Raw genomic sequence first — 19,717 nt, forward strand, 5'->3', positions numbered from 1 at the left:
CCGACGGCGCCGGGCAGACGGATATCGACTACGCGCTGCAGCTCGCGGTGGCGGAAGGCACCGCTTCGGGCCTGACCTCGGGCGGGGAGGCGATCAACCTCTACATCAACGGCGACGGCACCCTGGTCACGGGCTCGACCGCCGCGGACGAGGGGTCGGTCGCGGCCGGCAACACGATCTTCACCCTGTCGCTCAATAGCACCACGGGCGTGCTGACGCAGACCCAGAGCGGGGTGATCGACCACGACCAGACCGACACCTACGACGGCGCCTATATCAGCGACGAGAAGCTGCTGGCCGACGGGCTGGTCGAGCTGGTGGCCTCGGCCGAGACCACCGACAGCGAGGGTGACACCAGCGGCGTCAACTCCGAGACGCTCGACCTCGGCGGCAACGTGCGCTTCGGCGATGACGGGCCGGACATCTCCGACCTCGACGATACCACGATGCTGGCCTTCGCCGCTGGAGCATCAGGCGGCGACCTGGGATTCCTCGAATATGGCGCCGACGGGGAGGGTGACTTCGTGATCACCAGCGCCAGCTTCAATATGGCATCCGACAGTGCCCTGGGAACGGTGACTGCGACCCTGGCGGAGGATGGCAAGAGCTGGGTCCTGAGCAGCGACCTGATCGTGGACGGCGAGGAATTCGGCGATTTCTTCAAGATCACCGTCGATGGCTCGGGAACGGGCAGCTATACGGCAGAGGTGCTCAAGGATGCCCCGCTCATCGAGGTGGCGCTGATCGAGGACACGACCACCCCCGGTGGCCCCGTGGAAGAGGTCGATCTGCCGGAGGGTAATCCGATCGTGACTCTGGATGGTTTCCTCTTCGAGAGTCAGGACACGGGGAACCTGAGACAGACGTATCTGGATGGCGATCTGGAGGAGCCTGAGGATGCCGATGCCGAGCTAGACGATATCAATATCAGCAACAAGGGCGCCGCGCTGTTTGACAATCAGTTCGATGCCGGCGAGGGCCTGGCGCTTAACTTCAATGAGGGAGTCGCCGGGGCCAGGTTCATCGTTCAGGGCGGAACGGGATCACCTGGCTCGACTTTGACGATCAAGATGGCGGCGTATGATGCCGAAGGCAATATCGTCAAAGACGCTGATGGAAACGAGGTGAGAGAAGTGAGCTTCACTCTTCCCAAGGGCAACGCGTCTCAGGAGGTCGTGTTCGAGGCGGCAGCGGGAGAAGAGATCCATCAACTCATCCTCATCCATGATGCCGAGGATAACGGCTTCCGTATTCCGGAAATCTTTGCATTCACCTATGCCGATATTCCGGACATCGAAGGCACGGTCAATGTAGAGACGTCGGATGGCGATGACGATGTGGCAACCGACAGCTTCGATTTCTCCATCGACGGCGATGGCGATGGGGTAATCGACACTCCTGAGGAAGGAGCGCTGGTCGGCTGATCGCCCTGGTAGGAGTCGCAAACAGACCCGGACCGGCCCGCCTTGCGCGGGTCGGTCCGTTTCGTTGGTGCCGCCGGAGCAGCGTCGCCGTGTCGGTGTCGGGCGGCTACCAGCCGCCCAGCATGGCGCGCAGGTCGTTGTCGAGGGGCAGCCGCAGGCTGCTCGCGCCGAGCACCATGGCGTCCCGGGCCCGGATCACCCGCATGGTCAGGTAGAGGCTGTCCTGGCCCCGGGCATAGGTGCCCACCAGGATGGCGTCGGCGCCCTGGTCGGCGCTCAGCCGCTGGACCTGGCGCGACAGCATCAGCTCGCCGGTGCCTTCCTCGATGAACAGGCTGCCGCGCATGCGCACCTCGCGGACCTCCAGCCCCGCCCGGGTCAGGGCGGCAGCGGCGATCTCGGTGGCCATGCGGCCCAGGGTCGAGGAGCGGCCCAGGGCGTCGATGTCGGCGAAGGAGGCGGCGATCAGCGGGCCCGCCTCGGCCAGCGCCGGACGGGCCTCGACCATCTCGGCGGCCGCGGCCTCGATGGCCTCGTCCAGGCGCGCCCGGTCGCGGTCGGCCGGGTCGTCGGCCGCCATGCCCGGCAGCCCGGCGCAGCCGCCGAGGGTCAGGGACAGCGCCGCGGCCAGCGGCAGGGCGGGGCGGAACAGGGAACGCAGCAGTGGGGTCATGACGGGCCTTACCATTGATCGGACACCGCGATGCGCGGCGACGCCGGCGCGGGCATGGCCTGGTGCGGGGCGTACTGGCCGCGGTCGCCGCGGTTGACGTAGTAGAGGTTCGAGGACGAATAGAGCACCCGGTCGCCGTCCACCACCTGGGTGGTGATGATGACCTCCTGGTCGCCGGTGCGGGTCCAGCTGCCGGCCACCAGGTCGGCGCCGGCCGCCGCGGGCACCAGCGCCAGCGCCGGCTCCGCCCAGTGATTGAAGGGCACGGTGGCCACCGCCACGCCGGCCGCCAGGGCGGTCAGCGCGCCCTCCGGGGGACGCACGGTGTCGCGGTCGCGATGATGCACCAGCTGGGCGTCGAAGCGCAGCTCCAGGGCGCCGGCCGGGTCCAGCGTCACCGGCGCGCCGCGGGAGACCAGCTCGCTGGTCAGCAGCGCCCGATAGCCACGGGCGAAGTCGCCCTCGGGCTCGGCCGGCGCCACGTAGAGCGGGTGGAAGCGCAGCCGCTCGCTGTCGAGCAGGCCGTCGGCCTCGTGCCGGGCCAGCACCGCCCAGTGGTGGGCGGCCTGCATGCGCTGCTGTTCGCTGTAGGGATAGGTGGTCGCCACGGGCGCCTGGGTCATGTGGCGGTACAGGCAGCCGGTCTGCAGCGTGGCCAGCGCCAGGACCAGGCAGGTCCGCGCGATGCGACGGGGTGTGGACACCGGGAATTCCTTTTGTCGATGCGATGCTGTCCAGGCTATCGGCCGGCGCCTGCGTGACTTGAGCGCCGGGCGCGGCGCGAGGCCCTTCGTTATGCTGTAGGCGTGGATCGCCGACGCGCGAGGAGGCCGGATGTCGACGCTGACCTTTCTGGGGGCCGTGGGGGAAGTCACGGGATCCCGCTATCTGCTGGAGGTGGACGGCGAGCCCCGCGCCCACCGGTTGCTGCTGGAATGCGGCATGCACCAGGGCGGCCGGGACGCCGAGGGCGCCAATGCCGTGCCCTTCGGCCGGCTGGCCGACGAGCTCGAGGCGGTGGTGCTCTCCCACGGCCACCTGGACCATGCGGGACTCCTGCCCAGGCTGGTGCGCGAGGGCTATCGCGGCCCCATCCACTGCACCGCCGATACCGCCGAGCTGCTCGAGATCATGCTGGTCGACGCCGCCTTCGTGATGGCCAAGGACGTGGAGTGGGAGAATCGCTGGCGGGCCCGGGCCGGCAAGCCGGCCATCGAGCCGCTCTACGACGAGGACGACGTCGCCCTGACCCTGTCGCTCTGCGTGCCCCATGGCTACGGCCGGCCGGCGCACCTGCCGGGCGGGGTGACCCTGGTGTTCCGCGATGCCGGGCACATCCTGGGCTCGGCCATCGTCGAGCTGACGATTCCCTCCGGCGTCCAGCGGCGGCGGCTGGTGTTCTCCGGCGATCTCGGCAACCCGGACTCGGTGCTGATGAAGGATCCCGAGAAGGTCTACGACGCCGACCTGGTGCTGATGGAGAGCACCTACGGCGACCGCGACCACCGCCCGCTGGCGGAGACCCTGGAGGAGTTCGCCCGGGTCCTGGAGGAGGCCCACGAGGACGGCGGCAACGTGCTGATTCCGGCCTTCGCGGTGGGGCGCACCCAGGAGATCCTCTACCACCTGAGCGTGCTCTACCACGAAGGGCGGCTGCGCCAGCAGATGGTGTTCCTCGACAGCCCCATGGCGATCCGCGTCACCGAGCTCTATGCCCGCAAGCGCAAGGCCCTCGATCCCGAAGACCTCAAGGTGCTCAACGTCGCCGCCCATGGCGACCCGAGCCAGTACCTGCCGATCCTGCGCCTGACGCGCAGCGTCGAGGAATCCATGGCCATCAACCGCATCCACGGCGGCGTCATCATCATCGCCGGCGCCGGCATGTGCAACGGCGGGCGCATCGTCCATCACTTCCGCTACAACCTGGAGCGTCCCGGCACCCGGCTGGTGATCGTCGGCTTCCAGGCCGAGGGCACCCTGGGCCGCGAGATCGTCGACGGCGCCGAGCGGGTCCGGGTGTTCGGCGAGGACCTGGCCGTGAAGGCCCGGGTCCACACCCTCGGCGGCTTCTCCGCCCACGCCGGCCAGCGCGAGCTGATCGGCTGGGCCGGCGCCTTCCATGACCACCCTCGTTTCTACCTGGTGCACGGCGAGCCCGGCGCCCAGCGGGCCCTGCAGGCGGCGCTGGGCGAGGCCGGCATCGAGGCCGAGATCGCCACCTATCGCCAGCGCCTCGAGCTCTGACCCCCCGGACGCTTCTGCAGGCGCATCCCGTGATGCAGCGACGCGGCGAGCCATGGACTCGCCGCGCCGGCTCGGCATAGCGGGGCGCTATCTGCCGCCCCTCTTATATGAAAAAACAGACTATCGTTAGATTGAATAATTTGGTTATGATGCGGTCATAACCGCAGATCACGGGACGCGCCCGCTCGCCGTCCCTCATGTCGTGGTCAACGGAGGCATCCCATGTCCCAGCAGCCCATCGTCAAGGCCTTCTTCGACGAGCCCACCAACACCTTCAGCTATGTGGTCCGCGATCCGGACTCCAGCGCCTGCGCCATCCTCGACTCGGTGCTCGATTTCGACTATGCCGCCGGACGCACCGAGGTGCGCTCCGCCGACGCGCTCATCGCCCATGTCGAGGGCGAGGGCCTGAGCGTGGAGTGGATCCTCGAGACCCATGTGCACGCCGACCATCTCTCGGCGGCACCCTACCTGCACGAGAGGCTCGGTGGCAGGACCGGCATCGGGGCGCGCATCACCGAGGTCCAGGAGATCTTCGGCAAGGCCTTCAACGCCGGCACCGAGTTCGCTCGGGACGGCAGCCAGTTCGATCGCCTCTTCGAGGAGGGTGATACCTTCATGATCGGTGGCCTCGAGGGGCGGGTGCTGCACACCCCGGGCCACACCCCGGCCTGCCTGACCTACGTGATCGGCGATGCCGCCTTCGTCGGCGACACTCTCTTCATGCCCGACTACGGCACCGCGCGCTGCGACTTCCCCGGCGGCGACGCCCGCACCCTCTATCGCTCCATCCAGAAGGTGCTGGCGCTGCCCGACGAGACCCGGCTCTTCCTGTGCCACGACTACAAGGCGCCGGACCGCGCGGAGTACCGGCACGAGACCAGCGTGGCCGAGCAGCGCGCCCACAACATCCATGTCCACGAGGGCATCGGCGAGGACGACTTCGTGCGCATGCGCACCGAGCGCGACGCCACCCTGGGCATGCCGCGCCTGATTCTGCCCTCGGTGCAGGTCAACATGCGCGCCGGCGAGATGCCCCCCGCCGAGGACAACGGCCAGGTCTACCTCAAGGTGCCGATCAACCGCTTCTGATATGAAAGGAGAGACGTCGATGAAGATTCAGTCACTCGAGCCGGGCATGGCCGTCGCCGACGCGATCGGTGTCGCCGATCTCGACGAGGTGGCGCGCCGCGGCTTCCAGGCGGTGATCTGCAACCGCCGCCCCGGCGAGGCGGAGGACCATCCCGACGACCGCGCCCTGCGTGAGCGGGCCGAGGCCCTGGGCCTGGCCTGGCGCTGCATCCCGGTGACGCCCGGGGAGTACGGCGAGGCGGACATCGCCGCCTTCGGCCGCGCCCTGGACGAGCTGCCGGCGCCGATCCTGGCGTTCTGCCGCACCGGGCGACGGGCCGTGCATCTCTGGGCCCAGTCCCGGGCCCGCGAGCCGGGCTGCGACATCCCGGCGCTGCTGGAAGCCGCCCACGCCGCCGGCCACGACCCCCAGCCGATCCGCGAGATGCTCGAGGCCTGACCGGCCTTGCCCGTGGCCCCAACGCCCGACCCGGAGTCCGCCATGCTCCCACAGCCCCCGATGTCCTCCGCCCGTCGCATTCCGGGTGCCGAGCGAGGCGTTTCCCGGAGGATCCGCGGCCGATGATCCCTTCACGCTGGATTCCCCTGATCGGTTGGCTGCACGGCTACCGGCGCGACACCCTGGCCCGCGACCTGCTGGCGGCGGTGATCGTCACCCTGATGCTGGTGCCCCAGGCCCTGGCCTACGCCCTGCTGGCCGGCCTGCCCCCGGAGGTGGGGCTCTACGCCAGCATGCTGCCGCTGGTGCTCTATGCCATCTTCGGCACCAGCGCCACCCTGGCGGTGGGGCCGGTGGCGGTGGCCTCGCTGATGACCGCCTCGGCGCTCTCCGGCATCGCCGCCCCCGGCAGCGCCGAGTACGTCGGCGCGGCCCTGGTGCTGGCGGCGCTCTCCGGGCTGGTGCTGGTGGCCATGGGCCTGCTGCGCCTGGGGTTCCTCGCCAACTTCCTGAGTCATCCGGTGATCTCGGGCTTCGTCACCGCCTCGGGCATCCTGATCGCCGCCAGCCAGCTGCGGCATATCCTCGGGGTGGAGGCGTCCGGCCATAACCTGGTGGAAATGCTCTCGGCATTGATCGCCTCGCTCGGGGACGTCAACGTCATCACCCTGGCCATCGGGGGCGGGGTCTGGGGCTATCTGCTGCTGTGCCGGCGCCACCTCAGGGGCGGGCTGTGCCGACTGGGGCTGTCGGCCGGCGCCGCGGACCTCGCGGCCAAGGCCGCGCCGGTCTCGGCGGTGATCGTCACCACCCTGCTGGCCTGGGGCCTGGGGCTCGACGATCGCGGCGTGGCCCTGGTGGGCGAGGTGCCGAGCGGACTGCCCAGCCTGGCCCTGCCGAGCCTCGAGCCGGGCCTCTGGTCGAGCCTGGCGCCCGCGGCGGTACTGATCAGCCTGGTGGGCTTCGTGGAGTCGGTGTCGGTGGCCCAGACCCTGGCCGCCAAGCGTCGCCAGCGCATCGACCCCAACCAGGAGCTGATCGCCCTGGGGCTGGCCAACCTCGGCGCCGGGGGAAGCGGCGGCTCCCCGGTGTCCGGCGGCTTCTCCCGCTCGGTGGTCAACTTCGAGGCCGGCGCCGTCACCCCCCTGGCCGGCGCCTTCACCGCACTGGGCATCGCGGTGGCGACCCTCACCCTGACCACGCCGCTGGCCTTCCTGCCCAAGGCGACCCTGGCCGCCACCATCATCGTCGCCGTGGCCACCCTGATCGACCTGCCCGCCATCAAGCGCACCTGGGCCTACTCCCGGGCCGACGGCGCGGCGATGCTTTCGACCCTCGCGCTGACCCTGGTCCATGGCGTGGAGAGCGGCATCCTGGCCGGGGTCGTGCTGTCGCTGGGCCTGCACCTGTACCGCACCAGCCGCCCCCACAGCGCTGTCGTCGGCCGGGTGCCCGGCAGCGAGCACTTCCGCAACGTGCGCCGCCACGCGGTGGAGACCGACGAGCGCCTGGCGATCCTGCGCGTCGACGAGAGCCTCTACTTCGCCAACGCCCGCTACCTGGAGGACACCGTCATGGCCCTGGCGGCCCGCCAGCCGGGGCTGTCTCATATCGTGCTGGCCTGCCAGGCGGTCAACGTCATCGATGCCTCGGCGCTGGAGAGCCTGGAAGCCATCAACCGCCGGCTCGCGGACGCCGGCGTGTCGCTGCACCTGGCCGAGGTCAAGGGCCCGGTGATGGATCGCCTGAAGCACACCGCCTTCTGCGATGAGCTCACCGGCGATGTCTTCCTCAGCACCTACGACGCCTGGCGCGCCCTCCATGGGAGCGACGCCGAGGCGACCGTCCCGCTGGACACCGCATCCGGCACCTCCCTCAAGCAAGGAGTCTCATCATGAAGACCAACGTCGGCGGCCTCGACAAGATCGCCCGCATCGTCATCGGCGCCCTGCTCATCGGGCTCGCCCTGACCGGCACCATCGGCGCCTGGGGCTGGATCGGGGTGATCCCGCTGGTCACCGGGCTGCTCAACAGCTGCCCGCTGTACGCGCTGCTGGGCATCAGCACCTGCAAGTCCCGTCACTGAGGAGGAACAAGCGTTGGATATCACGGCAAGCCTGCATGGCCTGATCGGGGGCATCCTGATCGGGCTGTCGGCCACCTGGCTGATGCTCACCCTGGGCCGCATCGCCGGGGTCAGCGGCATCATCGGCACCCTGGTCACCCGCCAGCCCAGGGGCGACAGCGCCTGGCGCCTGGCCTTCCTGCTGGGCCTGGTCTCGGGCCCGCTGGCGCTGGCCCTCGCCGGCGGCGGGCTCGGCAACGTGGTCGGCCGCCCCGAGGCGGTGATCGGCGAGCCCGCCGGCGGCGTCGCGCTGATGCTCGTCGCGGGATTGCTGGTGGGCGTCGGCACCGGTATCGGCAGCGGCTGCACCAGCGGCCATGGGGTGTGCGGCCTGGCGCGTCTATCGCCGCGCTCCATGGTGGCGACCCTGACCTTCCTGGCGGCGGCCATCATCACCGTCTTCGTGGTCCGGCATCTGATCGGGGGTGGGGCATGAGAACGCTGATGGCCTATGTCGCCGGGCTGCTGTTCGGCCTCGGCCTGGCCGTGTCCGGCATGACCGACCCGGCACGGGTGCTGGGCTTCCTCGACCTCGCCGGCGCCTGGGACCCGACGTTGATGTTCGTGCTCGGCGGCGCCGTGGTCACCAACTTCGTCGGCTATCGGCTGGCCCTGCGCCGCCCCAACCCCCTGTTCGCCGGCGCCTTCCAGCTGCCCACCCGGCGCGACCTGGACGGCCGGCTGATCGGCGGCGCGGCGCTGTTCGGCGTCGGCTGGGGGCTGTCCGGGTACTGCCCGGGCCCGGCCCTCGCCTCGCTGGCCGGGCCTACCGCCCCCTTGGCCGCCATGCTCGCCGCCATGATCGCCGGCTGGTTCCTGGCCTGGTTCCTGGCCCCGAGGCCCAGGCCGTAGCCCGCGACCGGATGGCGTTAATGGCGACTTAATGGCCGGGCGCGACAATGCCCCCATGAAGAGGAGAGCCTGGCGATGCATGTGCTGTTGATCGAGGACGATGCCCTGGTGGCCGACGGGATCCGCGCCGGCCTCGAGACCCAGGGCTTCGTCGTCGACGCGGCGGCCTCGCGGGAGGAGGGTGAGGCGCTGATGGCGACCCTGGCCAGTGACCTGGTGATCCTCGACCGTGGCCTGCCCGACGGCGATGGCCTGGCCCTGCTGGAGGCCTGGCGGCGCCAGGGGCGGCAGGTGCCGGTGCTGGTGCTGACCGCCCGGGACGCCGTGGCGGATCGCGTCGAGGGACTCCGCGAGGGCGCCGACGACTACCTGGTCAAGCCCTTCGACCTGGACGAGCTGGTAGCGCGCCTCCAGGCCCTGCTGCGCCGGGCCGCGGGCCGGGCCGGCAGCCGCATCTTGCACGGCCCGCTCTGCCTGGACACGGTGAGCCGGGAGGTGAGCCTGGACGGGGTGCCGGTGACGCTGTCGCGCCGCGAGCTGATGCTGCTCGAGACCTTCCTTCACGCTCCCCAGGGCATCCTCTCGGCGGAGCGCCTCAAGGACGCCCTCTACGGGTTGTCCGAGGAGGTCGAGAGCAACGCCCTGAACGTGCACATCCATCACCTGCGGCGCAAGCTCGGCCCCGGGATCATCGAGACGGTGCGCGGCCTGGGCTACCGGCTGGGTGCCCCCGAGGCGCTGGCCGCCGGGGAGGCGCCGACATGAGCCTGCGCACCCGCCTGCTGCTGACCCTGGGGCTGACCCTGACCCTGCTGTGGACGCTGGTGGCCGCCTGGCTGATGCGCGATCTCCAGCACCAGGTGGAGCGCACCCTGGATCAGCGGCTGGCCCAGTCGGCGCGCATGGTGGCCGGGCTGATGACCCGGCTGCCCCGGGACGCCTGGCAGCAGGCGGATCGGCGGGCGCTGTCGATCCCGCCCATCGAGGGGCTGGCCTGTCAGGTGCACTCGCCGCGCGGCGAGATCCTGGCGCGGACCCACGACAACATGGCCGGGGTGCTGACCCCGGCGGCGCCGGGCCACGCCTACCGGGAGGTCGACGGCACCACCTGGCGGGTCTTCACCTACCGCCGGGACGGCCTGACGATCACCACGGCGGATCGCCTGGACGAGCGCGACCAGCTGCTGCGCAACGTCATGGAGGTCGCCGTGGTGCCCTTCCTGGTGGCCCTGGTGGGCAGCCTGCTGTCGGTCTGGGTGGGGGTGGTGCGCGGCCTGGCCCCGCTCGAGCGCCTGCGCGACGCCCTGGCCCGGCGGCACCCCGAGGCCCTGGCGCCCCTGGCCACCCGGGACCTGCCCGCCGAGCTGCGCCCGCCGGTGGCGACGCTCAATCGCCTGCTGGATCGGGTGCAGCGGGCCATGGTCCGCGAGCAGCGCTTCACCAACGACGCGGCCCACGAGCTGCGCACCCCGCTCACCGCCATCAAGACCCACCTGCAGGTGGCCGCCCGGGTCGAGGGGGAGGGCGCCCGGCAGGCCCTCGCCCGGGCCGAGGAGGGCGTGGCGCGGCTGACGCGCACCCTGGAGCAGCTGCTGATGCTGGCCCGGGTCGAGGGCCGGGTGACCTTCGAGGACGGCGAGCCCTGCCGCGCCGGGGAGGTGGCGCGGCTGGCGGTGCGCGATGCCGGCGCCGGAAGCGGCCGGGTCGAGATGCCGTCGGCCTGGCCCGAGGCGTGCCTGGCGCTACCCCGGGAGCTGGCCATCACGGCGCTGCGCAACCTGGTCGACAACGCCCTGCGTCACGGGGCGAGCGACGCCCCGGTGAAGCTGGCCGTCGAGGCGTCGAGGGGCGACCGGCTGACCTTCACGGTGCGCGATCGCGGCCCCGGGCTGGGGGCGTCCCTGCAGACCGAACCGCCGCGGCGCTTCTGGCATCGCGGCGGTTCGGGCAGCGGCCTGGGGCTGGCGATCGTCACCGCCATCGCCGAGCGCTTCGGCGGGGAGCTGGCCTTCCGGCACCCCGCCGAGGGCGGGCTGGAGGCCCGCCTGACCCTGCCGGTCGAGGCGCGCCCCGACCGGCAGGCGCAGGGACCCCGCAAGGGATCGATAACGACAGAGGGAGAGACCGGATGACACGCATGAGGATCACGGGCGGCCTGGGGCTGCTGGCGGGGCTCGGCCTCGCCGCTGGCCCGGCGCTGGCCCTGGAGGGCGACCCGGCCCGCGGCGAGGGCGTCGCCGGGACCTGCGTGGCCTGCCATCAGGCCGACGGCATGGGCATGGACATGCCCCAGGGCGAGTCCTGGCCGCGGCTGGCGGGCCTGCCGGCGGACTACATCGCCAGGCAGCTGCATGACTTCAAGGCCGGGCGGCGGGACAACGCCACCATGAAGCCCTTCGCCAATATGCTCGACGACCAGCAGATCGCCGATGTGGCGGCCTACTACGCCCAGCTGGCGCCCTGGCCCGCGCTGCCCGCGGCCTACCGGGCTGCGGATCCGGACGAGCCCGGCGAATGGCTCGCCGAGCGCGGCGACTGGGGCCGCCTGGTGCCGGGCTGCAACCAGTGCCACGGCCCCGCCGGCCAGGGCGTGGGCGCCGACTTCCCGCCGCTGGCCGGCCAGCATGCCGGCTACCTGGCGGCCCAGTTGACCGCCTGGCGCGAGGGGCGCCGGCACAACGATCCCAACGGCCTGATGCAGGGCGTCGCCGAGCGCCTGAATGACGACGAGATCGCGCTGATCGCCGACTACTATGCGACCCTGCCCGAGCGGCTCGAGGCGACCACCACAGAGGAGGGCGGCCAATGAGGATTCGCAGCATCACTCTCTGGCTCGCCGGCGGGCTGGCGGCGGCGTTCGGCCTGAACGCCGGGATCGCCGCCGAGGGCGAGGCGCCGGAGCGCGACTACCAGGTGCCGCTGCCCGAGGCCCCGGCCGGCGAGGTGACCTTCGAGCCGCCCGCCGAGGCGGACATCCCCGACAACCAGTACGGCGACATGGTGCGGCTGGGGCGCGACCTCTTCATGGACACCCAGCGCCTGCGGGGCGAGCACGTCTTCAACGACCAGAACTGCAGCAACTGCCACCTGGACGCCGGCCGGCTGGCCAGCTCGGCGCCGATGTGGGCCTCGGTGGGCGTTTACCCCGCCTATCGAGGCAAGAACGACAAGGTCAACACCATGGCCGAGCGCATCCAGGGCTGCTTCACCTACTCGATGAACGGCGTGCCCCCCGAGTACGGCAGCGAGCCGCTGGTGGCCCTGCAGACCTACTTCCACTGGCTGGCCAGCGGGGCGCCGATCAACGAGTCGCTGCCCGGTCGCGGCTACCCGACCCTCGCCGAGCCCGCCCAGGCGCCGGACCGGGCCCGGGGCGCCGAGGTCTACGCCGAGCAGTGCGCCATCTGCCACGGCGACGAGGGCCAGGGGCGCCGGGTCGGCGAGCGCCAGGTGTTCCCGCCCCTGTGGGGCGACGGCGCCTACAACTGGGGCGCCGGCATGCACCGGGTCAACACCGCGGCCAACTTCATCAAGGCCAACATGCCGCTGGGCAAGCCCGGCTCGCTGACCGACCAGCAGGCCTGGGACGTGGCGGCCTTCATCAACGGCCACGAGCGTCCCCAGGATCCGCGTCGCCGGACCCTGGACTCGGTGGACGAGACCGACGAGATCTTCCACCAGCACATGGGCTATTACGGCGACGAGATCGACGGGCGCCGCCTGGGCGATCACGACCACTACGGCGAGAACCCGCAGGGCGCCGGCGGCTGAGGCCGCCCGGGACGCTTCCCTGCCCGCTCGGCCCCCGCCCTCCGGCGGGGGCCGAGCGCGTCAGGGGGCCGGCGAGCCCATGATGCGGGCGAGCTGCTCCCCCTGGGGCACGCCCTGCAGCACCTCCACCAGCTCGCCGTCCCGGTAGAGGATGCTCGGCGTGGCGTGCAGTCCCATGCCGCGCATCCGCTCGTGGTTCTCCTGGAGGCGGGTCTCGAGGCGGCGGGGCAACTGCTCCAGCGGCTCGATGCCCTCGCCGCGCTCGTGGGCGGCGAGGGCCGCGGCCGGGTCCTCGGCGGCGAGCATCGAGATGGCCAGGCGCGGGCTGTCCGGCTCGAGGATGCCGACCATGATGTGGCGCAGCTGGACCCGCCCGGCCTCCACCCAGGGCCGGGCCTGTTGCCAGAAGCGGCTGCAGTAGGGGCAGTTGGGGTCGGTGAAGACGTAGAGGATGCGCTCGGCCGAGGGGTCGCCGTCGGCGATCCAGGCGCTGTCGGCAAGCTCGGCCCAGGTCTCGGCGTCCCGTGGGGCGCGCACCAGGCGCTCCAGCGGGTCGGCGGAGAGGTTGTCGCCCTCGGCGTTCACCAGGTTGCCGACCACGGCGTGCTCGCCGTCCGCGGTCAGGTAGACGGCGATCTCGCGTCCCTGGGCGCTGGCGGCGAAGCCGGTCAGGCCGCCCGGGGCCTCGAAGCGCTCGTGGATGATCAGGCCCTGGTCGGCCAGCGCCTGGATCGGGGCCGGCCACGCCTCGGCCAGGACGGCGGAGGGCAGGGCCAGGGGGGCGATCAGCAAGGCGTTTCTCAGGGTATGTCGCATGGGCAGGTCTCGCGTCGGGGTGAAGGGTCAGGGGTGCGCGGTGAGGCGCTCGAGATAGGGAGCCAGCGATGCCCGGGACCGCTCGCCGACATGGCTGTCGACCAGCCGCCCGGCGGCATCGTAGAACAGGGGGATGGGCAGCACCCGGGCGCCGGCCAGGGGCAGGAAGTCGCCGTCCCGCAGGTCGAGCATGGCGGCGGAGCCCGCGAATTGCCCATGGTAGCGGATCACCAAGGCCAGCCGCGCGGCCCGGCGCTCCTCCCCGGCGGGACCGATCAGCATCAGCGCGGCCGGGCCGACGAGGGCATGGCGCTCCACAGGGCCAGGAGCGCCCCGGCGGTCCGCGAGACCAGTCGCCCGGGGGAGGGTGACTCGGTACGAGCGGCCTGGCGCAGGGCGGTGGCCGCGCCGATCAGCCAGGCCCCCCACAGGGCCAGGGGCAGGGCAGTGTCGAGGATCCGCTTCGGGAAGACGATGGCCATGGCCAGCAGCACGAAGCCGAACAACGCCTTGAAGCGCTCAATCCAGGGGGCCCGGGCGGGGCAGCAGCCGGGCGGCGAGACGCAGGACGGCAAGGGGCGCAGGGGTACGCATGCGGGGGCTCTCTCGTCGGGTTCGCCGGGAGGATGCCAAACGCCGATTAGCGTGACATTAGGGCGAGACCGGCCGCCGGGCGGCGCTGGGCGATGTGCCGCCAAAACCGTTACAATGCGGCGACATCGATTCTTCCCGACCTCGGAACCCTGCTTATGCACTGCCCCTTCTGCGGCGCCAACGATACTCGCGTGACCGACTCCCGCCTGGTCGCCGACGGCGACCAGGTGCGTCGGCGGCGTCAGTGCGCGGCCTGCGGCGAGCGCTTCACCACCTACGAGACCGCCGAGCTGGTGATGCCCCGGGTGATCAAGGCCGACGGCTCCCGGGAGCTGTTCGACGAGGCCAAGTTGCGGGCCGGCATGCTGCGGGCCCTGGAGAAGCGCCCGGTCAGCGCCGAATCCATCGAGGCGGCGGTGGAGCGTATCCGCCAGACGCTGCGCGCGAGGGGCGAGCGGGAGGTCCAGGCGCGGGACGTCGGCGAGGAGGTCATGCACGCCCTGAAGCGGCTCGACCAGGTGGCCTATATCCGCTTCGCCTCGGTGTATCGCCGCTTCCAGGACATCGACGAGTTCCGGGCCGAGATCGACCGCCTGGCCCAGGAGCCGAGCTTCCATCCCGACGAGCCGCGCGAGCCATGACCGCCACCACGCCCCCTTCCGCCGAGGCCTGGATGGCCCGGGCCCTGGTGCTGGCCCGCCGCGGCCTCTACACCACCGACCCCAACCCCCGGGTGGGCTGCGTGCTGGTCAGGGATGGCCGCCGGGTGGGCGAGGGCTGGCATGAGCGCGCCGGCGAGCCCCATGCCGAGGTCCACGCCCTGCGCGACGCCGGCGAGGCCGCCCGGGGCGCCACCGCCTACGTGACCCTGGAGCCCTGCTCCCACCACGGCCGCACCGGCCCCTGTGCCGAGGCGCTGGTCCGGGCCGGCGTGGCCCGGGTGGTGGTGGCCATGCGCGACCCCAACCCGCGGGTGGCCGGGCGCGGCATCGAGCGGCTGCGCGAGGCCGGCATCGCCGTCGAGGTCGGCCTGCTCGAGGACCAGGCCCGGGCGCTCAACCCCGGCTTCGTCTCGCGCATGGCCCGCGGGCGGCCCTTCGTGCGCCTGAAGATGGCGATGAGCCTCGACGGCCGCACCGCCATGGACTCCGGGGAGTCCCAGTGGATCACCGGGCCCCGGGCACGCTGCCAGGTGCAGCGCCTGCGGGCCCGGGCCAGCGCCGTGATCACCGGGGTGGACTCGGTGATCTTCGACAACTCCCGGCTGACGGTGCGCGCCGACCAGCTCGAGCTCGACGACGCCGAGGCCATCGCCGCCCGCCAGCCGCTGCGGGTGGTGGTGGACTCGCGGCTGCGCCTGCCCCTGGCGGCGGCCTGCCTGAGCGAGCCCGGCCGCACCCTGGTGGCCACCCTCGAGGCAGCGGACGCCGAACGCCGGGCGCGCCTCGAGGCGGCCGGCGCCGAGGTGCTGGCGCTGCCCGCCGGCGCCGACGGCCGCGTGGACCTGGCGGCCCTGCTGGCGCACCTGGCCGAGCGCGAGGCGGTCAACGAGGCGCTGCTGGAGACCGGCGCGACGCTCGCCGGGGCCATGCTCGACGCCGGCCTGGTCGACGAGATGCAGCTGTTCGTGGCGCCGACCCTGCTGGGCGGCGAGGCGCGGCCGCTGTTCGCCCTGCCGGGGCTGGAGCGCATGGCCCAGCAGCGCCCGCTGGAGATCCTCGACATCCGCGCCGTGGGCCGCGACTGGCGCATCACCGCGATTCCCGGGGCCGCGGCGTCGCCCCCGTCGCCGGTCGACGGGCGCTGACGCGCGAGCCGCCACTAGCGCCGGCGGCCGTGCCACGGTACCCTGACGCGGTTTCGAGGCGGGCGCCGCCCGACGGCGACGCCGATGTCGCCGCGCCACGACGGACCGCCACCAGAGTCAATGGAGATCCCATGGAGCACTCCTCCGACGGGGGCCTGGCCCCCATCGCCGAGCTGATCGAGGACATCCGCCAGGGGCGGATGGTGATCCTGATGGACGACGAGGATCGCGAGAACGAAGGCGACATCATCATGGCCGCCGAGAAGGTCGAGGCCGAGCACATCAACTTCATGGCGCGCCATGCCCGGGGGCTGATCTGTCTGCCGATGACCCGCGAGCGCTGCGAGCGCCTGCAGCTGCCGCTGATGGTGCGCGACAACGGCTCGGGCTTCGGCACCAAGTTCACGCTGTCCATCGAGGCCGCCGAGGGCGTGACCACCGGGATCTCCGCCGCCGATCGGGCGCGCACCGTGCAGGCCGCGGTGGCCCGTGACGCCGAGGCCACCGATATCGTCCAGCCCGGCCACATCTTCCCGCTGATGGCCGAGCCCGGCGGCGTGCTGCGCCGCGCCGGCCACACCGAGGCGGCCTGCGACCTGGCGGCCCTGGCGGGCCTGGATCCCAGCGGCGTGATCTGCGAGGTGATGAACGAGGACGGCAGCATGGCGCGCCGCCCCGAGCTCGAGCGCTTCGCCCGCGAGCACGGCCTGAAGATGGGCACCATCGCCGACCTGATCCACTACCGCATCCACAACGAGCAGACCGTGGAGTCGCTCGAGTCGATGCCGGTGACGACGCCCCACGGCGAGCTGACGCTGCACGTCTTCCGCGACCGCATCCAGGGCGCCCATCACCTGGCGCTGGTCAAGGGGCATCCGCATCCCGAGGCGCTGACCACGGTGCGCGTGCACCTGGCCAACGTGATGCGCGACCTGCTCGCCCTGCAGAAGGGCGAGTCCGCCAGCTGGACCGCCCACGAGGCCATCGCCGAGGTGGCCCGGGCCGAGCACGGCGTCTTCGTGCTGCTCGACGACGGCCGCCCGCGCCAGGATCTCCACGACCTGCTCGAGGTGTTCCTCGAGCGTCGCCGCGCGCCCCGCACCACCGATTCCGACGGCGCCGGCAACTACCTCACCATCGGCACCGGCTCGCAGATCCTGCGCGCCCTGGGCGTGGGCCGCATGCGGCTGCTCAGCTCGCCCTGGAAGTTCTCGGCGCTCTCCGGCTTCGACCTGGAAGTCGTCGAGCGCCTCGAGCCCGGCCAGGCGCCGGCCGCCGAGGGCGGCGACGGCGCCTGACGCCACCCCTTTCAACGCATTGACACGGCGCCGCCCGACGCGGCGTCATGTGCATTCCGAGCCACCGGGTTCAGCAGGAAAGAGACCATGCAACCGATTTCCCAAGTCGAAGGCAGCTTCGTCGACGTCGATGGCCGCTACGTGATCGTGGTGGGCCGCTTCAATCATCACGTGGTGGACAGCCTGGTGGAGGGCGCCGTGGACAGCCTGGTGCGCCACGGCGTGGACGAGGAGCACATCGACATCGTCCATGCCCCCGGCGCCTGGGAGCTGCCGCTGGCCGTCAAGCGCGTGCTCCAGGTGGCGCGCCCCGAGGCGGTCGTCGCCCTGGGGGCGGTGATCCGCGGCGGCACCCCGCACTTCGAGCACGTGGCCGGCGAGTGCAACTCCGCCCTGAGCCGCCTTCAGCTGGAGTTCGACACCCCGGTGGCCAACGGCGTGCTGACCGTCAACTCCATCGAGCAGGCCATCGAGCGGGCCGGCACCAAGGCCGGCAACAAGGGCACCGAGGCGGCCATGGCGGCGATGGAGATGGTCTCCCTGCTGCGCCGCTTCGCCGCCGCCGAGGAGGACGCGCGATGAGCGAGCGCGGACGCGAGCCCTCCCGGGCCCAGCTGGCCCGCCATGCCGCCCGCGAGCTGGCGGTGCAGGGCCTCTACCAGTGGCAGTTGACCGGCAAGCCGATCAGCGCCGTCGAGGCCGAGTTCCGCGGCCAGGTGGCCGACGAGGACCTGGAGGACCACGAGAACTGGCACAAGGTCATGGAGATCGCCGACCTGGCGCTCTTCCACCAGCTGCTCAACGAGGTGGCGCGCCACCGCGAGGAACTGGACGCCGCCATCGCGCCGCTGCTCGACCGTCGCCTCGAGGACCTCGACCTCATCGAGCGGGCCATCCTGCGGCTCGGCGCCTACGAGCTGGCCAAGCGCCCCGAGGTGCCCTACCGGGCGGTGATCAACGAGGGCGTCGAGCTGGCCAAGTCCTTCGGGGCCACCGAGGGACACCGCTACGTCAACGGCATCCTCGACAAGCTCGCCGCCAGGCTGCGCGGCGCCGAGGTCACCGCGCGTCGCCGCTGAAGGCCGGGCCCGGATGCACAGCGAATTCGAGCTGATCGCCCGCTATCTCGCCCCGGCGCCCGCGGGGGACGATCGGGGCGTCGCCCTGGGCGTCGGCGACGACTGCGCGCTGCTCGCCCCCACCACCGGGCAGCGGCTGGCGGTGAGCGTCGACACCTCGGTGGCCGACGTGCACTTCCCCGCCGAGGCCCCGCCGTCGGCGATCGGCCACCGGGCGCTGGCGGTCAGCCTCAGCGACCTGGCCGCCATGGGCGCCCGGCCGCGCTGGTGCCTGATGTCGCTGACCCTGCCCGAGGCCGACGACGCCTGGGTCGCCGCCTTCGCCCAGGGCTTCCACGGCCTGTGCGCGAAAAGCGGCGTGGCCCTGGCCGGCGGCGACGTCACCCGCGGCGAGTTGGCCGTGGGCGTCACCGTGATGGGCGAGGTGGCGCCGGAGCGGGTTTTGACCCGGGGCGGCGCGCGGCCCGGCGACGTCCTGGCGGTGACCGGCGCGCTGGGCGGCGGCGCCGGTGGCCTGGCCCGCTGGCGGGCCGGGGCGCGCGACCTCGCCGATCCCCTGCTGCGCCGCTACCTGCTGCCTTGGCCGCGGCTCGAGGCCGGCCAGGCGCTGTGCGAGCTGGCCGGCGCGGCCATCGACCTCTCCGACGGCCTGCTCGCCGACCTGGGCCATCTCTGCGCGGCCTCCGGCACGGGGGCGACCCTGCGCCCGGAGGCGCTGCCGCTGGCCGAGGGGCTCGTCGAGGCCCTCGGCGAGTCGGACGCCCGCCGCGCCGCCCAGAGCGGCGGCGACGACTACGAGCTGCTGGTGGCCCTGCCGCCCGCGAGCCTCGAGCCGGCCCGGGCCCGCCTGGCGGCGCTCGGCCTGGCGTTGACCGCCATCGGCGAGGTCACCGACGAGCCGGGCATCGCCGGGAGCACGGTTGACGGCGTCGCGGGCTGGCAGCACTTCTCAGGAGACACGCCATGAATCGCGCCCCCCAGAGCGTCTGGCACCGTCCGGTGCACTTCCTCGCCTTCGGGTTCGGCAGCGGGGCGGTGCCCTTCGCGCCCGGCACCGTGGGCACCGTCGCGGCGATCCCCTTCTACTGGCTGATGTCGGAGCTGCCGCTGGGCTGGTACCTGTTCGTGGTGGCCGTCACCTTCGTGTGGGGCATCTGGCTGTGCGAGAAGAGCTCCCGGGACCTGGGGGTTCACGATCACTCCGGCATCGTCTGGGACGAGTTCGTCGGCTACTGGCTGACCATGACCGCGGTGCCCTTCTCCTGGGAGGCCGCGCTCTGGGGCTTCGTGGTCTTCCGGGTGTTCGACGTCTTCAAGCCCTGGCCGATCCGCTGGGCCGACCGCCGGGTGGCCGGCGGCTTCGGCATCATGATCGACGACGTCCTGGCCAGCGTCTATGCCTGGAGTACCATGCACCTGTGGTTCTGGCTCCACTGAGACGGGCGCGCCGACCGGGATGGGGCGGCGCGACAAGCGACGGCGAGGCGGCTCGGGGACGGCCGG

The 19,717-nt window shown here is 72.1% G+C and carries 24 protein-coding genes; 19 read left to right on the plus strand and 5 right to left on the minus strand.

Features of this window, described 5'->3' with window-relative positions; translation table 11 throughout:
• Positions 1 to 1,424, plus strand: a 1,424-nt coding sequence (locus QC818_RS16965) for a DUF5801 repeats-in-toxin domain-containing protein (protein WP_309654051.1), incomplete at its 5' end; no start/stop codon positions are given.
• 106 nt (positions 1,425 to 1,530) lie between these two features.
• On the opposite strand, the gene QC818_RS16970 is transcribed toward QC818_RS16965, so the two are convergent.
• On the minus strand, positions 1,531 to 2,097 hold the full coding sequence (locus tag QC818_RS16970) for a FlgO family outer membrane protein (RefSeq protein ID WP_309654052.1): 567 nt from the start codon (positions 2,095 to 2,097) through the stop codon (positions 1,531 to 1,533).
• Between the two features lie 8 nt (positions 2,098 to 2,105).
• Positions 2,106 to 2,801: a hypothetical protein gene (locus tag QC818_RS16975; protein ID WP_309654053.1), complete on the minus strand. Its 696-nt coding sequence runs from the start codon at positions 2,799 to 2,801 to the stop codon at positions 2,106 to 2,108.
• A 130-nt stretch (positions 2,802 to 2,931) separates the two neighbouring features.
• Here QC818_RS16975 and QC818_RS16980 point away from each other — a divergent pair, with 130 nt between their 5' ends.
• From QC818_RS16980 to QC818_RS17030, 11 genes are all read left to right on the plus strand, one after another.
• A complete protein-coding gene (locus QC818_RS16980; RefSeq protein ID WP_309654054.1) occupies positions 2,932 to 4,341 on the plus strand; it encodes an MBL fold metallo-hydrolase in 1,410 nt (469 codons plus the stop codon).
• A gap of 222 nt (positions 4,342 to 4,563) precedes the next feature.
• Complete coding sequence (locus QC818_RS16985) at positions 4,564 to 5,433, plus strand: MBL fold metallo-hydrolase (RefSeq protein ID WP_309654055.1); 870 nt, start codon at positions 4,564 to 4,566, stop codon at positions 5,431 to 5,433.
• 19 nt (positions 5,434 to 5,452) lie between these two features.
• Positions 5,453 to 5,872, plus strand: a complete 420-nt coding sequence (locus tag QC818_RS16990; RefSeq protein WP_309654056.1) for a protein tyrosine phosphatase family protein — start codon at positions 5,453 to 5,455, stop codon at positions 5,870 to 5,872.
• Positions 5,873 to 5,994: 122 nt separating this feature from the next.
• Positions 5,995 to 7,770 (plus strand): SulP family inorganic anion transporter, encoded by a 1,776-nt coding sequence (locus QC818_RS16995; protein WP_309654057.1) that lies wholly within the window; start codon positions 5,995 to 5,997, stop codon positions 7,768 to 7,770.
• Positions 7,767 to 7,958, plus strand: coding sequence for a YgaP family membrane protein (locus QC818_RS17000; protein ID WP_309654058.1), 192 nt, complete (start codon positions 7,767 to 7,769; stop codon positions 7,956 to 7,958). The genes QC818_RS16995 and QC818_RS17000 overlap by 4 nt, the downstream gene beginning before the upstream one ends.
• Positions 7,959 to 7,971: 13 nt before the next feature.
• A complete protein-coding gene (locus tag QC818_RS17005) occupies positions 7,972 to 8,433 on the plus strand; it encodes a YeeE/YedE family protein (protein WP_309654059.1) in 462 nt (153 codons plus the stop codon).
• A gap of 8 nt (positions 8,434 to 8,441) precedes the next feature.
• Positions 8,442 to 8,849, plus strand: coding sequence for a DUF6691 family protein (locus QC818_RS17010; protein WP_309654060.1), 408 nt, complete (start codon positions 8,442 to 8,444; stop codon positions 8,847 to 8,849).
• 75 nt (positions 8,850 to 8,924) lie between these two features.
• Entirely contained in the window at positions 8,925 to 9,614 is a 690-nt protein-coding gene (locus tag QC818_RS17015; RefSeq protein ID WP_309654061.1) for a response regulator, read from the plus strand.
• Positions 9,611 to 10,981, plus strand: a complete 1,371-nt coding sequence (locus tag QC818_RS17020; protein ID WP_309654062.1) for an ATP-binding protein — start codon at positions 9,611 to 9,613, stop codon at positions 10,979 to 10,981. The genes QC818_RS17015 and QC818_RS17020 overlap by 4 nt, the downstream gene beginning before the upstream one ends.
• Before the next feature lie 5 nt (positions 10,982 to 10,986).
• Positions 10,987 to 11,658 (plus strand): c-type cytochrome, encoded by a 672-nt coding sequence (locus QC818_RS17025; protein ID WP_309654063.1) that lies wholly within the window; start codon positions 10,987 to 10,989, stop codon positions 11,656 to 11,658.
• Complete coding sequence (locus QC818_RS17030; RefSeq protein WP_309654064.1) at positions 11,655 to 12,620, plus strand: c-type cytochrome; 966 nt, start codon at positions 11,655 to 11,657, stop codon at positions 12,618 to 12,620. Before QC818_RS17025 ends, QC818_RS17030 begins: the two co-directional genes overlap by 4 nt.
• Before the next feature lie 60 nt (positions 12,621 to 12,680).
• On the opposite strand, the gene dsbG is transcribed toward QC818_RS17030, so the two are convergent.
• Genes dsbG through QC818_RS17045 form a run of 3 tightly spaced genes read right to left on the minus strand, consistent with a single transcriptional unit; the run spans position 12,681 to position 14,011 of the window.
• A complete protein-coding gene (gene dsbG / locus QC818_RS17035; RefSeq protein ID WP_309654065.1) occupies positions 12,681 to 13,436 on the minus strand; it encodes a thiol:disulfide interchange protein DsbG in 756 nt (251 codons plus the stop codon).
• A 27-nt stretch (positions 13,437 to 13,463) separates the two neighbouring features.
• Positions 13,464 to 13,718 carry a hypothetical protein gene (locus QC818_RS17040; RefSeq protein ID WP_309654066.1) on the minus strand — a complete coding sequence of 85 codons (255 nt, stop codon included), beginning with the start codon at positions 13,716 to 13,718 and terminating at the stop codon, positions 13,464 to 13,466.
• Positions 13,718 to 14,011, minus strand: a complete 294-nt coding sequence (locus QC818_RS17045) for a hypothetical protein (protein WP_309654067.1) — start codon at positions 14,009 to 14,011, stop codon at positions 13,718 to 13,720. The genes QC818_RS17040 and QC818_RS17045 overlap by 1 nt, the downstream gene beginning before the upstream one ends.
• A 174-nt stretch (positions 14,012 to 14,185) precedes the next feature.
• On the opposite strand from QC818_RS17045, the gene nrdR reads away from it, so the two are divergent.
• From nrdR to QC818_RS17080, 7 genes are all read left to right on the plus strand, one after another.
• Positions 14,186 to 14,671, plus strand: coding sequence for a transcriptional regulator NrdR (nrdR, locus tag QC818_RS17050; RefSeq protein WP_309654068.1), 486 nt, complete (start codon positions 14,186 to 14,188; stop codon positions 14,669 to 14,671).
• On the plus strand, positions 14,668 to 15,837 hold the full coding sequence (gene ribD / locus QC818_RS17055) for a bifunctional diaminohydroxyphosphoribosylaminopyrimidine deaminase/5-amino-6-(5-phosphoribosylamino)uracil reductase RibD (protein WP_309654069.1): 1,170 nt from the start codon (positions 14,668 to 14,670) through the stop codon (positions 15,835 to 15,837). The genes nrdR and ribD overlap by 4 nt, the downstream gene beginning before the upstream one ends.
• Before the next feature lie 131 nt (positions 15,838 to 15,968).
• Entirely contained in the window at positions 15,969 to 17,135 is a 1,167-nt protein-coding gene (gene ribBA, locus QC818_RS17060) for a bifunctional 3,4-dihydroxy-2-butanone-4-phosphate synthase/GTP cyclohydrolase II (RefSeq protein ID WP_309654070.1), read from the plus strand.
• Between the two features lie 87 nt (positions 17,136 to 17,222).
• Entirely contained in the window at positions 17,223 to 17,717 is a 495-nt protein-coding gene (gene ribH / locus QC818_RS17065) for a 6,7-dimethyl-8-ribityllumazine synthase (protein WP_309654071.1), read from the plus strand.
• Positions 17,714 to 18,214, plus strand: coding sequence for a transcription antitermination factor NusB (nusB, locus tag QC818_RS17070; protein ID WP_309654072.1), 501 nt, complete (start codon positions 17,714 to 17,716; stop codon positions 18,212 to 18,214). Before ribH ends, nusB begins: the two co-directional genes overlap by 4 nt.
• 13 nt (positions 18,215 to 18,227) lie before the next feature.
• Positions 18,228 to 19,181, plus strand: a complete 954-nt coding sequence (gene thiL, locus QC818_RS17075) for a thiamine-phosphate kinase (protein ID WP_309654073.1) — start codon at positions 18,228 to 18,230, stop codon at positions 19,179 to 19,181.
• Positions 19,178 to 19,651: a phosphatidylglycerophosphatase A family protein gene (locus tag QC818_RS17080; protein WP_309654074.1), complete on the plus strand. Its 474-nt coding sequence runs from the start codon at positions 19,178 to 19,180 to the stop codon at positions 19,649 to 19,651. Before thiL ends, QC818_RS17080 begins: the two co-directional genes overlap by 4 nt.
• Positions 19,652 to 19,717 lie beyond the last annotated feature (66 nt).

It is taken from the genome of Halomonas koreensis, assembly GCF_031451675.1.
Lineage (GTDB): Bacteria > Pseudomonadota > Gammaproteobacteria > Pseudomonadales > Halomonadaceae > Halomonas > Halomonas koreensis.

Coding starts and splice junctions, on each gene's coding strand:
- QC818_RS16985 (WP_309654055.1), top strand. CDS start 4,564: ATGTCCCAGCAGCCCATCGTCAAGGCCTTCTTCGACGAGCCCACCAAC.
- QC818_RS17030 (WP_309654064.1), top strand. CDS start 11,655: ATGAGGATTCGCAGCATCACTCTCTGGCTCGCCGGCGGGCTGGCGGCG.
- nrdR (WP_309654068.1), top strand. CDS start 14,186: ATGCACTGCCCCTTCTGCGGCGCCAACGATACTCGCGTGACCGACTCC.
- QC818_RS17040 (WP_309654066.1), bottom strand. CDS start 13,718: ATGCTGATCGGTCCCGCCGGGGAGGAGCGCCGGGCCGCGCGGCTGGCC.
- QC818_RS16970 (WP_309654052.1), bottom strand. CDS start 2,097: ATGACCCCACTGCTGCGTTCCCTGTTCCGCCCCGCCCTGCCGCTGGCC.
- dsbG (WP_309654065.1), bottom strand. CDS start 13,436: ATGCGACATACCCTGAGAAACGCCTTGCTGATCGCCCCCCTGGCCCTG.
- ribD (WP_309654069.1), top strand. CDS start 14,668: ATGACCGCCACCACGCCCCCTTCCGCCGAGGCCTGGATGGCCCGGGCC.
- ribBA (WP_309654070.1), top strand. CDS start 15,969: ATGGAGCACTCCTCCGACGGGGGCCTGGCCCCCATCGCCGAGCTGATC.
- QC818_RS16995 (WP_309654057.1), top strand. CDS start 5,995: ATGATCCCTTCACGCTGGATTCCCCTGATCGGTTGGCTGCACGGCTAC.
- QC818_RS17025 (WP_309654063.1), top strand. CDS start 10,987: ATGAGGATCACGGGCGGCCTGGGGCTGCTGGCGGGGCTCGGCCTCGCC.
- QC818_RS17000 (WP_309654058.1), top strand. CDS start 7,767: ATGAAGACCAACGTCGGCGGCCTCGACAAGATCGCCCGCATCGTCATC.
- QC818_RS17010 (WP_309654060.1), top strand. CDS start 8,442: ATGGCCTATGTCGCCGGGCTGCTGTTCGGCCTCGGCCTGGCCGTGTCC.
- thiL (WP_309654073.1), top strand. CDS start 18,228: ATGCACAGCGAATTCGAGCTGATCGCCCGCTATCTCGCCCCGGCGCCC.
- nusB (WP_309654072.1), top strand. CDS start 17,714: ATGAGCGAGCGCGGACGCGAGCCCTCCCGGGCCCAGCTGGCCCGCCAT.
- QC818_RS17080 (WP_309654074.1), top strand. CDS start 19,178: ATGAATCGCGCCCCCCAGAGCGTCTGGCACCGTCCGGTGCACTTCCTC.
- QC818_RS16990 (WP_309654056.1), top strand. CDS start 5,453: ATGAAGATTCAGTCACTCGAGCCGGGCATGGCCGTCGCCGACGCGATC.
- ribH (WP_309654071.1), top strand. CDS start 17,223: ATGCAACCGATTTCCCAAGTCGAAGGCAGCTTCGTCGACGTCGATGGC.
- QC818_RS17020 (WP_309654062.1), top strand. CDS start 9,611: ATGAGCCTGCGCACCCGCCTGCTGCTGACCCTGGGGCTGACCCTGACC.
- QC818_RS17015 (WP_309654061.1), top strand. CDS start 8,925: ATGCATGTGCTGTTGATCGAGGACGATGCCCTGGTGGCCGACGGGATC.
- QC818_RS16980 (WP_309654054.1), top strand. CDS start 2,932: ATGTCGACGCTGACCTTTCTGGGGGCCGTGGGGGAAGTCACGGGATCC.